General features: G+C 55.0%; 14 protein-coding genes. 4 read left to right on the top strand and 10 right to left on the bottom strand.

The genetic code is table 11. The features are described from left to right. Nucleotides 1–2: 2 nt before the first annotated feature. The 10 genes from recC to OGX80_RS22430 all read right to left on the bottom strand — a co-directional run bounded on the left by recC (nucleotide 3) and on the right by OGX80_RS22430 (nucleotide 10,780). A complete protein-coding gene (recC, locus tag OGX80_RS15000; RefSeq protein WP_233644153.1) occupies nucleotides 3–3,371 on the bottom strand; it encodes an exodeoxyribonuclease V subunit gamma in 3,369 nt (1,122 codons plus the stop codon). Nucleotides 3,372–3,383: 12 nt separating this feature from the next. After that, nucleotides 3,384–3,707 carry a prepilin-type N-terminal cleavage/methylation domain-containing protein gene (locus OGX80_RS14995; protein ID WP_115181207.1) on the bottom strand — a complete coding sequence of 108 codons (324 nt, stop codon included), beginning with the start codon at nucleotides 3,705–3,707 and terminating at the stop codon, nucleotides 3,384–3,386. Next, the gene (locus tag OGX80_RS14990; protein ID WP_115181206.1) at nucleotides 3,692–4,099 is read right to left on the bottom strand and encodes a DUF2509 family protein; all 408 of its coding nucleotides are present in this window, start codon (nucleotides 4,097–4,099) and stop codon (nucleotides 3,692–3,694) included. The genes OGX80_RS14995 and OGX80_RS14990 overlap by 16 nt, the downstream gene beginning before the upstream one ends. Further along, entirely contained in the window at nucleotides 4,096–4,659 is a 564-nt protein-coding gene (locus OGX80_RS14985; protein ID WP_115181205.1) for a prepilin peptidase-dependent protein, read from the bottom strand. The genes OGX80_RS14990 and OGX80_RS14985 overlap by 4 nt, the downstream gene beginning before the upstream one ends. Further along, on the bottom strand, nucleotides 4,650–5,120 hold the full coding sequence (locus OGX80_RS14980; RefSeq protein WP_115181204.1) for a prepilin peptidase-dependent protein: 471 nt from the start codon (nucleotides 5,118–5,120) through the stop codon (nucleotides 4,650–4,652). Before OGX80_RS14980 ends, OGX80_RS14985 begins: the two co-directional genes overlap by 10 nt. Nucleotides 5,121–5,304: 184 nt before the next feature. Beyond that, nucleotides 5,305–6,099, bottom strand: coding sequence for a thymidylate synthase (gene thyA / locus OGX80_RS14975; RefSeq protein ID WP_012134943.1), 795 nt, complete (start codon nucleotides 6,097–6,099; stop codon nucleotides 5,305–5,307). A 6-nt stretch (nucleotides 6,100–6,105) separates the two neighbouring features. After that, nucleotides 6,106–6,981 (bottom strand): prolipoprotein diacylglyceryl transferase, encoded by an 876-nt coding sequence (gene lgt, locus OGX80_RS14970; RefSeq protein WP_047461522.1) that lies wholly within the window; start codon nucleotides 6,979–6,981, stop codon nucleotides 6,106–6,108. A gap of 510 nt (nucleotides 6,982–7,491) precedes the next feature. After that, nucleotides 7,492–9,738, bottom strand: coding sequence for a phosphoenolpyruvate--protein phosphotransferase (ptsP, locus tag OGX80_RS14965; protein ID WP_012134945.1), 2,247 nt, complete (start codon nucleotides 9,736–9,738; stop codon nucleotides 7,492–7,494). 13 nt (nucleotides 9,739–9,751) lie between these two features. Beyond that, nucleotides 9,752–10,282: an RNA pyrophosphohydrolase gene (rppH, locus tag OGX80_RS14960; RefSeq protein ID WP_024130909.1), complete on the bottom strand. Its 531-nt coding sequence runs from the start codon at nucleotides 10,280–10,282 to the stop codon at nucleotides 9,752–9,754. 351 nt (nucleotides 10,283–10,633) lie between these two features. After that, on the bottom strand, nucleotides 10,634–10,780 hold the full coding sequence (locus OGX80_RS22430) for a hypothetical protein (RefSeq protein ID WP_047461519.1): 147 nt from the start codon (nucleotides 10,778–10,780) through the stop codon (nucleotides 10,634–10,636). Nucleotides 10,781–10,966: 186 nt separating this feature from the next. On the opposite strand from OGX80_RS22430, the gene mutH reads away from it, so the two are divergent. The 4 genes from mutH to OGX80_RS14940 all read left to right on the top strand — a co-directional run bounded on the left by mutH (nucleotide 10,967) and on the right by OGX80_RS14940 (nucleotide 13,976). Beyond that, nucleotides 10,967–11,659: a DNA mismatch repair endonuclease MutH gene (gene mutH / locus OGX80_RS14955; RefSeq protein ID WP_047461516.1), complete on the top strand. Its 693-nt coding sequence runs from the start codon at nucleotides 10,967–10,969 to the stop codon at nucleotides 11,657–11,659. Nucleotides 11,660–11,737: 78 nt separating this feature from the next. Next, nucleotides 11,738–12,451 carry a TerC family protein gene (locus OGX80_RS14950; protein ID WP_049012027.1) on the top strand — a complete coding sequence of 238 codons (714 nt, stop codon included), beginning with the start codon at nucleotides 11,738–11,740 and terminating at the stop codon, nucleotides 12,449–12,451. 146 nt (nucleotides 12,452–12,597) lie between these two features. Beyond that, complete coding sequence (gene ygdR / locus OGX80_RS14945; RefSeq protein ID WP_012134951.1) at nucleotides 12,598–12,816, top strand: lipoprotein YgdR; 219 nt, start codon at nucleotides 12,598–12,600, stop codon at nucleotides 12,814–12,816. 119 nt (nucleotides 12,817–12,935) lie between these two features. Further along, nucleotides 12,936–13,976 carry an NADP(H)-dependent aldo-keto reductase gene (locus OGX80_RS14940; RefSeq protein WP_115181202.1) on the top strand — a complete coding sequence of 347 codons (1,041 nt, stop codon included), beginning with the start codon at nucleotides 12,936–12,938 and terminating at the stop codon, nucleotides 13,974–13,976. Nucleotides 13,977–14,097: the final 121 nt, after the last annotated feature.

The raw sequence follows: 14,097 nt of genomic DNA, 5'->3' as shown, positions 1-14,097 counted from the left end.
CCTCACGACTGATTAAAACGAAATAGCGGTAACAGATAACGTTGAGACTGAGAAATAATGCTCTCTATCGTCTTCGGCTCCAGCTGACGCCACAACCGTTGATACCAGATATCATCCCCTTCTCCGCGTATCACCATGTTACCTTCATAAGCCTGTAAGAACTTCGTCCGGGCTTTTTGCAGCGTGTCAGCATCATCTAACATGGCATCATTCGCCGCGTCATAACAAGCTTTTATCCATGCGCCGCCGCTTTCAGGAAGAACCAGCAGTGGGGACGACATCCCTTCCCGATAACCGTCAATCAGCTGAGCGAGGTAAGTTAACGCCTGTTCAGCCTCTAACGGCGGGAAGCGCCACTCTCCCTCTTTACGCAGGAACAAACGACTTTCGCCTTTTCCGCCACAGGCACAATAGACAAGGTGTTCCAGCCAAAGTTGCATTCCCTGCGCAACGCTTATTAAAGATGGGCGCCAGCGCAACAAACCGTCTTCCTGCACCTGCGGCAACCACCCCGTGATCTGCACGCCATTGCAGAGCAGATCAACTTCCATACTTTTCCCCGGCTGACGACACGCGATAATCCTGTCCGCCAGCGACTGCATCTCCTGACGCTGCGTATCCCAGAGGATCTCGCCAAAAGCGCCATACGGGAGATCGCCCGCCGCCCGGAAGCGACGGAATAAAAGCCCGGCATCCTCTTCTTCGACCAGCGTATTAAGCAACTGCTGATTAAGCTGATAGCGGGTTAGCCCTTCCAGAATGAACGGCTCCGTATCGGGAATTTCACTCTCTTCCGCGCGGAAATTCACCTGTAGCCGCATCTGGAAAAACGCCCGCACCGGATGCGCCCAGAAGCGCTGAAGTTTTTCCAGCGTCAACGTCTCAGGGAGTTCATAGGGCAACGGCTGTACAAAATCAGAATGGGCCTCGCCTGACTGACTTGCAGCAGGTAGCCATTCGCGCGCGTAGCTTTGCTGTTCACCGGGAAGATAGTTTTGCGCATCAAACGGCATCCGCGTGTGCAGGCGAGCGATATGCGCTTTCACGCGGGCCTCGCTCTCATCGCTGGTCAGTTCTTCATCTCCCGGCAAATAGTGACTTTGCCCGATATAATCCATCAGTTCCTGCACCAGGACTGACGGGAAACGTTCGCTGTTATCCTGAATAGAGCGCCCGATGTAGCTAATATAGAGCGTCTGCTGCGCAGAGATTAAGGCCTCAAGGAACAGGTAGCGGTCATCATCGCGACGGCTACGATCCCCACGCATCGGTTTCTGACTCATCAAGTCAAAACCGAGCGGCGCCAGCTGACGCGGATAGACGCCGTCATTCATACCAAGGAGACACACAACCTTAAAGGGGATAGAACGCATAGGCATGAGCGTACAGATGTTTACCGGCCCCGCCAGAAAACGCTGGCTGATGCGTTCCTGATCCAGCCTTTGCGCCAGCTCGTCCCGTAACAGAGACAGCGGCACCGCATCGCCATACTCCGCCTCAAGCCCTTCGGTGATAATCGCCTGCCATTGCTGCTCGATAAGGGTCATCGCGGCTTCCGTTTCCGCATCGGGCAGGAAAAAGTCATTGAGCATGTCGCGGCAAACCGGGAGCCACTCTTCCAGCGGACGCGCCTGCGCCAGTCCGCGACGCCAGAGGTTCAACTGCATAAGCAGGGACGCCAGATGCCCGACCAGCTCCGCAATCAGCCCGCTGGACTCGTCATAAGGCAGCACGGACTGCCATTCGCCCTGCGCGCTTTCCATCGCGTAACCCAGCAGCATACGCGTCAGGCCAAATTGCCAGGTATGCTGCCCCGTTGCAGGAAGCGCCAGCTCGCGCACGTTGTCATCATCAATCCCCCAGCGGATACCCGACTCATTGACCCATAAGCGAAGATAGCGCAGCCCTTCTTCGTTGATGTTAAACCGAGCCGCCAGAACCGGCACGTCCAGCAGCGCCAGCACATCTTCAGAGACAAAACGGCTGTCCGGCAACGACAGCAGGCTGATAAACGCCTGCAAAACAGGATGCGACTGACGCGCCCGGCGATCGGAGATGGCATAAGGTAGATAGCGTTCGGCAGGCGCACTGCCAAATACGGCCTGAATAAAGGGGCTATAGCTGTCGATATCCGCCACCATGACGATAATATCGCGCGGCATCAGCGTCGGGTCGGCCTCCAGCATCGCCAGCAGACTATCGTGCAGGATCTCCACTTCACGCTGCGGGCTATGGCATACGTGAAAGGTCACGCTGGCGTCATTCGGGTCAAGCAGACGCTTGTTGTCGCTTCGGGCGTACTCTTCGAGGTTCACCCCAGCCACGGCGCAACTTTCCAGCTCAAGGATGTCCGCCTGAATGTTATGAAGCAGGTTGTCCGGGGGAATATCGACAAACGCATCCAGTTCCTGCGTGTTTTCCAGTTCGGAAAGCAAGTAGATGTAATCCCGCCCCAGTTTCCCCCAGGACGCCAGCATCGGGTTCCCGACATCCTGCTCGCCGTCGCTATTAAATAACTCCCCGGCGCGTTGGTTATCGCGAAACAGCGGTAAGTCGCGCTCCTCAAAGCTGTGACGACGCTGACGAGCCACCAGTTTTGCCAGCCAGGCAGGGTCTCTGATATCCCCCCAGTAATAACGGCAGGGGTTAGTGAACAGCAGATGGATTTCGATGTGCTTTCCCAGCGCCTGCAAGGCCCGGAGATACACCGGCGGCAGCGCGGAAATACCACAAATAAAGACGCGCGAAGGCAGCCCCGTCGGGCTGGTTGTCGCATTTTCCAGCGTCTGGATAAAACGCTGATACACATTCGCACGGTGCCAGCGCGGCTGCCCCAGTTCAGCCGTGTATTCCACCAGCGCCTTCCACAGCGGCGCCTGCCAGATCTGAGCCTCCCCTAACCCGTCAACCATCTGCCCCGCCTCCCACTGGGTAAGCCAGTCGGGGCGATAGACCAGATACTGATCGAAAAGATCGGCGGCACGCGAGGAAAGCTGGAATAGTTTGCGCTTATCAGCGTCGTCCGTCAGATAGTGGCGCAGTAGCGTAAAATCCTCACGCTCCAGCAGTTGCGGCAGCAGCGTCATCAGCTTCCAGCTCATGTTTTGCTTGCTGAACGCGCTCTCTTTCGGGATATCAGGCAGCACGCGTACAAACATATCCCAGATAAAACTCGCGGGTAGCGGAAAATCGATATTCGCGGCGATACCAAATTTCTGCGAAAGGGTCATTTGCAGCCACTGCGCCATACCGGTACTTTGAACCAACACAATTTCGGGTTCAAAGGGATCGTCAAGCCGATCGCGCTCAACGATGAATTCCATTAACGCTTCCAGCACGTCCAGACGGTTGGAGTGGTAGACCCTTAACATAGCAACTCCTGACTACTGACTTTTCGGGCAGTGTAAGCGCAACATCTGGCCTTGCCTGCCCAAAGGGGAAATGAGTTTAACGCTGATGCTGACACATCCCGCTTGTGTTGTCTGCATTCGGTTGGTCTGCCAGCTTTCGGGAGGTGAAAATGAATACAGCGCCGTTTGCTGCCAGCCGTACCGCCAGAGCTGTTGATATTGCGCCCTGACGACAAGACTCGTCATCAACGCCCGCTGATAACCCGATAACGCGGTGACGGTTATCACCAGCAGCGCCATCGCCAGTATCACTTCCGGCAGACTAAAACCACGCTGCCTGTTCAGGGTATCTGGCATAACGCCACCTCACTCAACGGGCAAAAATCGCTCCATCCATGCGGAGAAAATACAACGCCGCTTTCCTCCCGCGCTCCCAGGCGCCAGACCGATGCGCCATCATACTGCGCAATCAATAAAGCGGTGTTGTTCGCGAGCAGGCGCAGGCAAACGCGGGCATTCGGCGTGGCGTATTGCCGACACTCAACCGCAGCCTGCGCCGACCATGACTGCATCCTTCCCCATTCCAGCGCCGACTGCGCCACCGCCTGACGCTGCAAGGCCCGGCTTTCTGTCGCCACCAGAGTGGAAAAACTCGCCTGCTGCTGGTTTGCCCCCTGAAGCAGCAGGCTGCCCAATACCAGCAGCAAAAGCACCATCACCAGAGAGGACACACCCCGTTCACGCTTCACAGATTAAACCCGGTGACGCTGTATTGCGCCTCAACAGCGGTTTTAGAAGCCGCTTTACTGCGCCCCCGAAGAGACAGCGTCAGTACCGGCGTAAAACCGGGCATCTCCTGACGCTCAACGTTAAATGCCTCAATCTGTACCGTATCGGGATCGGTCATTTTATCCCACCCTTTATCTGCGCATGATGTTGCCCCGCGCAGTGTTTCCAGCGTTTTATTGTTTAAACGAAACCCGATCTGTTCGGCCTCTTTTCCCGGCGCAGTCTCCCAGCGCCCGTTATTATTGGCATCCCACTGTACGATAACGCACTCCCCCTGCCCGGCAATCACCAGTCCTTTCCCTGTGCAGTTTCCCCGACAATATCCCGCGCGTTGCAGGTGTTTTGCCACGGTATAAGCACGCTGCCAGATCTCATCTTCCAGCAACAGCTGCCGCGTGGTCTGTAGAATCTCACGCTGTAGCGCGGGTAAAAATCGTGCCGCGCCGAGCAGTAGCATGCTGCTTATCGCCATCGCGATAAGTACCTCCAGCAGAGAAAAACCGCGCTCGTTCATCGACATGCTTCGGCCTCGCGTCCCTCACAGAGCCGGATTCGCCCCCAGGACGAAACCACCAGACGCCATTCGCCCGCAGCGTTTTTCAGGCGGATATGCCCGGCCCAGGCGGTATTGCGCAGACCAAAAAACGCCAGCGAGGGGGTGATCTCCACCATGTCGATATCGCGCCATGCTGGAATAAAGACGAACGGCGCGTCTGGCGTACAGGCACCTTGCGCCGCAGCAGCGCTGACAAAGCACCAGCCGCCGCGTTCTCTGATGACCTGAACAATGTGATCCCGGTTGTGCCAGTTCGCATCCTCACGCAGTTGCAGCAAATAATCCCGCAGCTGGCTGGCGGTTTGCCATAACCGCTGCTGCTGTTGCCAACGCTGCCAGCCATAGAGTCCTGTGGCGCTAAGGCTAACCATAAGAAACATTGCGACCATTGTTTCAATGAGCGTATAGCCCTGTTGTTTTTTCATAGCGGCAGTATGCCGGGGGCGGAGAAAATGACGAGGCAAGAATGCAGATTATTCGGCGCGTTACGAGAAATAGTTATCGTATTACAGCGCGTTGCAAAAATTCGGGAATCAGCGCCGAAGAATGGCGTACAGGATAAAAAAAACCGACGCGCAAGGGCGTCGGTTATGACAGGATGAGCTCAGGTCAGATAGCGACCGGCGCTTTAATGCCAGGATGCGGGTCGTAGCCTTCAATCTCAAAATCTTCAAAACGGTAGTCGAAGATAGAGTCAGGCTTACGTTTGATCACCAGTTTCGGCAGCGCGCGCGGTTCGCGGCTTAACTGTAGATGCGTCTGTTCCATATGGTTGCTGTACAGGTGCGTGTCGCCGCCGGTCCAGACAAAGTCGCCCACTTCCAGGTCGCACTGTTGCGCCATCATATGCACCAGTAACGCATAGCTGGCGATATTAAACGGCAGCCCCAGGAAGACGTCGCAGGAGCGCTGATACAGCTGGCAGGAGAGTTTGCCGTCCGCAACATAGAACTGGAAGAACGCATGACACGGCGCCAGCGCCATTTTATCCAGCTCGCCGACGTTCCAGGCGGAAACAATAATACGGCGGGAGTCCGGGTCATTTTTCAACTGGTTCATGACCGTGGTGATCTGGTCAATATGGCGACCGTCCGGCGCAGGCCATGCGCGCCACTGTTTGCCATATACCGGGCCTAAATTACCGTTTTCATCGGCCCATTCGTCCCAGATCGTCACATTGTTTTCATGCAGGTAAGCGACGTTGGTATCGCCTTGCAGGAACCACAACAGCTCGTGAATGATGGAGCGTAAATGGCAGCGCTTCGTCGTCACCAGCGGAAATCCTTCCCGCAGGTTAAAACGCATCTGATGACCAAAAATGGAAAGCGTTCCGGTTCCGGTACGGTCGTTTTTCTGTGTGCCTTCATCCAGCACTTTTTGCATCAGTTCTAAATACTGTTTCATGGTTCCTCAGGAAACGTGTTGCTGTGGGCTGCGGCGGTAAGCCCAAACCATCATGATCACACCAGCGACAATCATCGGGATAGAGAGAATCTGCCCCATGCTGATGTACTGTACCCATGCGCCGGTAAACTGCGCATCCGGCTGGCGGAAGAATTCAACAATGATACGAAACGCGCCATAGCCAATCAGGAACAGGCCAGAGACTGCCCCCATCGGGCGCGACTTGCGGATAAACAGGTTAAGAATAATGAACAGCACGATACCTTCCAGCACCAGCTCATACAGCTGGGACGGATGGCGAGGCAGAACGCCATAGGTATCAAAGATCGACTGCCACTGCGGGTTTGACGGCAACAGCGCGATATCTTCCGCGCGAGAGCCCGGGAACAGCATGGCAAACGGGAAGCTCGGATCGACACGCCCCCACAGCTCGCCGTTGATAAAGTTCCCCAGACGCCCTGCGCCTAAACCAAAAGGAATCAGCGGCGCGATAAAATCGGATACCTGGAAGAAAGAACGTTTAGTGCGTCTGGCGAAGATCACCATCACCAGAATGACGCCGATCAGGCCGCCGTGGAAGGACATGCCGCCATCCCAGACGCGGAACAGATAGAGCGGATTTTCCAGGAACAGCGGGAAGTTGTAGAACAGGACGTAACCAATACGGCCACCGAGGAAAACGCCGAGAAAACCGGCATAGAGTAAGTTTTCAACTTCGTTTTTGGTCCAGCCGCTGCCCGGACGGTTTGCCCGGCGAATCGCCAGCCACATTGCAAAGACAAAACCGACCAGGTACATCATGCCGTACCAGTGCAGCGCAACGGGCCCAATTGAGAAAATGACCGGATCAAATTCCGGAAAATGCAGATAGCTACTGGTCATCTGTCACCACAAGTTCTTGTTATTTCGCTGAAAATAGACAGCAATTGATATGCGCGCCAGCCGTTCACAGGCGCTCCAAAGGAGCGAATGATAGCACAAGGGGTGCATCGGTGATGCCGGGAAGATGTAAAAGATCTGTATAGGCTATCAATGACAATCCCAGGAATGCCTGATGGCGCTTACGCTTATCAGGCCTACGAACCGCGCAACATCTTTGCCTGATGGCGCTTACGCTTATCAGGCCTACGGACCGCGCAACATCTTTGCCTGATGGCGCTTACGCTTATCAGGCTTACCGACCGCGCAACACCTTTGCCTGATGGCGCTACGCTTATCAGGCCTACGGACCGCGCAACACCTTTGCCTGATGGCGCTACGCTTATCAGGCCTACAGACGGCACAACATCTTTGCCTGATGGCGCTGCGCTTATCAGGCCTACGAATGGCACCGCGCCGTAGGCCGGATAAGGCGCGTGCGCCGCCATCCGGCAATCAAGGGCACTGCGCCTGTCACAACCCCCCGCGTATCAGGCCGCCCATGCCACGGCGCTCCATAAACGCCGCCACCTGATGACGCACTTCCGTCGCCATTTGCGCTTCCAGACTGCGCTGCGCCAGCGTTTGCGCGTCTTCATAATCAATGTGCCGCAGCAGGTATTTCACCCGCGCGACGGAGCGACCGTTCATCGACAGATGGCGGAATCCCAGGCCTATCAGGATCGCCACACACATCGGATCGCCCGCCATTTCACCGCATAGCCGCAAATCAAGCCCCTGTTTTTCGGCTTCCTGAGCGATCATCGCCAGCGCACGTAACATCCCCGGGTGCAGGCTGTCGTAAATACTGGCCACACGCGTATTGTTGCGATCAACCGCCAGGATATACTGCGTCAGATCGTTGGTGCCAACGGAGATAAAATCGACCCGGTTCGCCAGTTGCGGCAGCATAAATACCATCGACGGCACTTCCAGCATGATCCCAATGCGCGGTCTGGGGATCGCGTAACCGATCATCTCTTCGACTTCACGCCCGGCACGCTCAATCAGGCGTCGCGCTTCATCCACTTCATCAATGCTGGTGACCATCGGCAGTAAAATGCTCAGGTTGCCGGTCGCGGCGTTGGCGCGCAGCATCGCGCGCACCTGGATCAGGAAGATCTCCGGCTGATCGAGCGTAATACGAATGCCGCGCCAGCCCAGGCACGGGTTTTCTTCGCTGATCGGCATATAGGGCAGTTGCTTGTCCGCACCGACATCCAGCGTACGCAGAGTCACCGGTTTGTCGTTAAACATTTGCAGCATCCCCTGATACTGCGCCACCTGCTCTTCTTCCGAGGGGAAACCGCTTTGCAACATGAACGGAATTTCGGTGCGATAAAGCCCGATACCGTCGATACGGCTGCCCAGCTTCTCTTCATGTTCCGGGCTTAACCCTGCGTTAAGCATCACCTTAACGCGTTCGCCGCTTTTCAGATGCGCGGGCAGATTGACATCATCTTCCGCCAGCCGGCTTAGTTCATTCTCTTCGCTGATAAGCCGCTGATATTCCTGCAACAATACCGGTTCAGGATCGACCAGCAGTTCCCCGCGATAGCCATCCACCACCAGCGTGCGGTGATGAAGAACCGAAGGCTGAATATCCGCGCCCATCACGGTCGGAATACCGAGCGCGCGCACCATAATCGCCGCATGCGAGTTAGCCGCGCCGTCGCGAACCACGACGCCGGCCAGTCTGTCCTGTGGCAGTTCCGCCAGCGTGGTGGCTGAGAGTTCATCTGCCACCAGCACAAAACGCTCGGGCCATGTGTTCGGCCCCTGAATGGTGTCATCCAGGTGGAATAACAGACGCTGGCCCAGCGCGCGTAAATCTCCGGCACGCTCTTTGAGGTAGCCATCCGTCAGGGCGGCAAACTGCTCGGCAAACTTTTCGATGACTTTTTTGACGGCCCACTCCGCCACCGCGCCCTTATCGACTTCGGCAAACAGTTCACGACGCAATCGGGCATCAGAAAGCAGGTGTGAATACAGATCGAAGATCGCCGCCGTCTCTTTCTGCGCGCCAGCGGCAAAGCGCTTACTGTAACGACGAAATTCGTTAGCGGCCTCTTCCAGCGCGCCGGTCAGCCGCTCGCGCTCAAGCGCCGGGTCAAGGGTGGAGGCTTCGTAGACCTGCTCCATCAGCGGCAACGTTGCATCCTGCCAGCCTTCCGCTATCGCCACGCCGGGCGCGGCGGGCAGCGCACGGATGCGCGTATGGCGGTATTGACCAAATAACGCGGTTAGCTGCGTCTGCGAAAGGATAGCCGCCATCTGGGTCGCCAGCGTAACGAGGAAAGACTCTTCGCTTTCATCGTACTGGCGCAGTTCACGCTGCTGTACCACCAGCACCCCCAGTAGCTGGCGGCGCTGAATAATCGGCACGCCCAGAAAAGCGCGGAAACGCTCCTCTTTTACTGACGGGATGTATTTAAAGCTGGGGTGTTTCTGCGCATCGGCAAGGTTGATCGGTTCCGCCAGCCTGCCAACCAGGCCGACGATACCTTCATCAAATGCGAGTGTGACAGTACGGCCACGCGGTTTTTTTAGCCCTCGCGTCGCCATGAGGTAGTAACAACGTCGGTCGTGATCGGCCAGATAGACCGAACAGACCTCTGTATCCATCGCAAGACAGATATCAGTGACCAGAATATTCAGCGCCTCGTTAAGGCGCGGCGCACTGGCCACCTTTTCCACTATTTCGCGCAGGCGGGTGAGCATAATTTGCGTAGCTTTAACCTCTTTTACGTCGCCAGGCAGGTGCGTTTTGTGGCTTCGGCGTACTCTCCTGAAGCGCCATCACGACACTTGCGAACTCTTTCATCACCCTGCGGTAGACATCGCGTTTAAATGACACCACCTGCCTGACCGGGTACCAGTAACTTACCCAGCGCCAGCCATCAAACTCAGGGGTGCTGCTGGTTTGCATATTGATTTCCGCATCAGCGCTCATCAATTGCAGAAGAAACCATTTTTGTTTCTGGCCGATACAAACCGGCTTCGTGTCCCAACGCACCAAACGTTTCGGTAACTTGTAACGCAACCAGTTGCGAGTAGAAGCAAGTATCCGCACATCTTTACGGCTCAACCCGACTTCTTCAAACAGTTCCCGGTACATCGCTTGTTCTGCTGACTCCCCTGAATTTATCCCGCCTTGCGGGAATTGCCAGGAGTGCTGACCAAATCGCCGGGCCCACATAACCTGCCCCTGGCGATTACAAATTACGATACCTACATTTGGGCGGTAGCCATCGTCATCAATCACCGGACTACCTCAACATAAACCTTATATATGAATGATTGTTTCACACTCCAGAGAGACGGTAAACCACTCTGTTAGGCGTACGCGCTACTAATAACAATTGAATAACTCACAGCAAATAGCCGAGTTATAAACAGAGAGGTGTGTTCACAGACGATTTTATTCACCTTTTCTGTGGATATAGTTGTGAAGAAGTACGGAATTACTACGGGAAAACCCGGAACAGTCTGAATTGGGCGGCAAACGCCATCAAAAAATAGCCTCGTAAATTCATTAAGTTAAATGCAAAACCTGCGACCATTCGTGCTAAATCGTGACAGCTATCACATTGAAGATCGTCAGGCTGATGAAAGATCAACCACCGTCGCTTTTATCCACAGATTGTGCCAATAAGTTAGGCACAATTTGTGTAAAAATTCGATTTTCGTCGCACGTCAAGGCTGTAAATTGAAACAGTAGTGGCGGTTTTTCACAGTTATCCCATCTTTCTGTGGATAACATGGTGTAAGATCCTGTTTATTTTCAGTGACCAGATTTGGAAAACCCATTTCTCTGTTGCGCAACTTGCAGGATCAGATCCTAAAAACCAATATAAATCATGCGATTGAACATCGCGTGTGGAAATCGTTAAACTCTGTTCATACGGTATAAAATCATTGTTCACTTTTTCGCCTAAGGTATAACGTCATGCCCGGACTCCGCCCGCTACTTTCTCCGCCAGCATCTGAAGCCCTTTTGCTCGCCCAGGCGCAGCAGCTTTCAGGTTACTCGCTGGGCGAACTGGCGGCGCTGGCCGGTTTAGTGGCCCCCAAAGATTTGAAACGGGATAAAGGCTGGATTGGCGTGCTGCTGGAGATCTGGCTCGGCGCCAGCGCCGGTAGCAAACCGGAACAAGATTTCGCCGCGCTTGGCGTGGAGCTGAAAACCATTCCCGTCGATAGCCTTGGCCGCCCGCTGGAAACCACGTTTGTCTGCGTCGCGCCGCTAACCGGCAACAGCGGCGTGACGTGGGAAACAAGTCACGTCCGCCACAAATTAAAACGTGTGTTATGGGTTCCCGTAGAGGGGGATCGCAGTATTCCGTTAGCCGATCGGCGCGTCGGTTCCCCACTACTGTGGAGCCCAAATGAAGAAGAAGACCAGCAGCTTCGCCTCGACTGGGAAGAGTTGATGGACATGATTGTGCTGGGTCAGGTTGAGCGGATCACCGCCCGGCATGGCGAATTTTTACAACTGCGGCCAAAAGCGGCGAATGCCAAAGCCCTTACCGAAGCAATTGGCGCGCAGGGAGAGACCATTCTGACGTTGCCGCGCGGCTTTTATCTGAAAAAGAACTTCACTCGCACGCTGCTGGCCCGCCATTTCCTGTTACAGGGCTAACAGGCACAGACTGGACTTTCACCTGCCGCATTGCGCGCCTATAATTAGCGCTTCTTTTTTTTGGCAGGACTTTGTTCGATGTTATTTGCATGGGTAACCGATCCTAACGCCTGGCTCGCGCTCGGTACGCTGACGCTGCTGGAGATCGTTCTTGGGATCGACAATATTATTTTCCTCTCTCTGGTGGTGGCGAAACTTCCTACAGCGCAACGGAATCACGCCCGACGCCTTGGGCTGGCGGCGGCGATGGTAATGCGCCTGGCTTTGCTGGCTTCTATCGCCTGGGTCACACGCCTGACAAACCCGCTGTTCGAGGTTTTCGGCGAAGCGATTTCCGCCCGCGATCTGATCCTGCTGCTGGGTGGGTTGTTCCTGATCTGGAAAGCCAGTAAAGAAATTCACGAATCGATTGAAGGCGAGGAAGAAGGGCTGAAAACGCGCGTCTCCTCCTTCCTGGGCGCAATTGTCCAGATCATGATGCTGGATATTATTTTCAGCCTTGATTCCGTCATCACGGCGGTGGGCCTCTCGGATCATCTGTTTATCATGATGGCGGCAGTTGTGATTGCCGTCGGCGTGATGATGTTCGCGGCGCGCCCTATCGGCGAGTTTGTTGACCGCCACCCTTCCGTCAAAATGCTGGCGCTCTCTTTCCTGATTCTGGTCGGCTTTACCCTGATTCTGGAAAGTTTCGATGTACACGTTCCGAAAGGGTACATCTACTTCGCCATGTTCTTCTCTATCGCGGTAGAGAGCCTGAACCTGATGCGCAATAAAAAGAACCCTCTCTGATTCACTCTTTCGCTCCCTGTAAGGGGAGCGAATACCCGCAATGCCTCTCCCGTTCCTCACAGTTTAAGATTTTACTGCTTTTATCAGACATAACTTCAGGTTATTACTAGACTATTATCAGACGCAGGCCACGTGAGGATAAATGGATGAAAAAATGGGCAGTTGTGATTTCCGCTGTAGGACTGGCTTTTGCTGTTTCTGGATGTAGCAGCGATTATGTAATGGCGACCAAAGATGGTCGGATGATTCTGACCGACGGTAAACCAGAAATTGACGATGATACGGGTCTGGTGAGCTACCACGATCAGCAAGGCAACGCGATGCAAATCAATCGTGACGAAGTCTCTCAGATCATTGAACGCTAATTGTTGAGGTCAGCAGCCCTGCTGGCCTTAGAATTTTCTCTTTCCCTTTTCTCTTCCCTCTGCCATTTTTATATTCCTTTGTCGGGATTTACTGACTTCATAATAAGAAGGAAACGGCTATGCACTATCACCGTATACCCCACAGCTCGCTTGAAATAAGTACACTGGGGCTGGGCACAATGACGTTTGGTGAACAAAACAGCGAAGCCGACGCACATGCACAGCTCGATTACGCCGTGGATCAGGGCATTAACCTGATCGACGTCGCCGAAATGTATCCGGTGCCTCCACGCCCGGAAACCCAGGGGCTAACAGAAACCTATGTCGGTAACTGGCTTGCTAAACACGGCAGCCGTGAGAAGCTGGTTATCGCTTCCAAGGTAAGCGGCCCATCGCGTAATAACGACAGCGGAATTCGCCCCAATCAGGCGCTGGATCGTAAAAATATCCGTGAGGCCTTACACGACAGCCTCAAACGCCTGCAAACCGACTATCTGGACCTGTATCAGGTTCACTGGCCGCAGCGCCCGACCAACTGCTTCGGCAAGCTGGGCTACAGCTGGACGGATTCGGCTCCGGTTGTCACGCTGCTCGAAACGCTGGACGCGCTGACGGAGTTCCAGCGCGCGGGCAAAATTCGCTACATCGGCGTCTCTAACGAAACGGCCTTCGGCGTCATGCGCTATCTGCATCTGGCGGATAAACATGATCTGCCGCGCATTGTTACTATCCAGAACCCTTACAGCCTGCTGAACCGCAGTTATGAGGTGGGATTAGCGGAAGTCAGCCAGTATGAAGGCGTCGAGCTGCTGGCCTACTCTTGCCTGGCATTCGGTACGTTGACCGGTAAATATCTGAATGGCGCCAAACCCGCCGGCACGCGCAACACCCTGTTTAGCCGCTTTACGCGCTACAGCGGCGAGCAGGCGCAAAAGGCGGTTGCGGCCTACGTCGACATCGCCAGACGCCACAACCTCGATCCGGCCCAGATGGCGCTGGCGTTTGTGCGTCGTCAGCCGTTCGTCGCCAGCACCCTGTTGGGCGCAACGACGATGGCGCAGTTAAAAACCAACGTTGAGAGTTTGCACCTGGAGTTAAGCGAAGAGGTGCTGGCGGAGATCGAAGCGGTGCATCAGGTTTATACCTACCCGGCACCGTAATATGCATATCCGGCGTTTCTGCCTGATGGCGCTACGCTTATCAGGCCTACCGGCAGCACCATACCGTAGGCCGGATAAGGCACCTGTGCCGCCATCCGGCGCTTCTGCCTGATGGCGCTGC

The organism is Citrobacter sp. CK194, from assembly GCF_030333395.1.
In the GTDB taxonomy this organism is placed as follows: Bacteria; Pseudomonadota; Gammaproteobacteria; order Enterobacterales; family Enterobacteriaceae; genus Citrobacter_B; species Citrobacter_B koseri.
The sequence above is the reverse complement of the archived record's forward strand: the minus strand, read 5'-3'. Positions and strand labels throughout refer to the sequence as shown.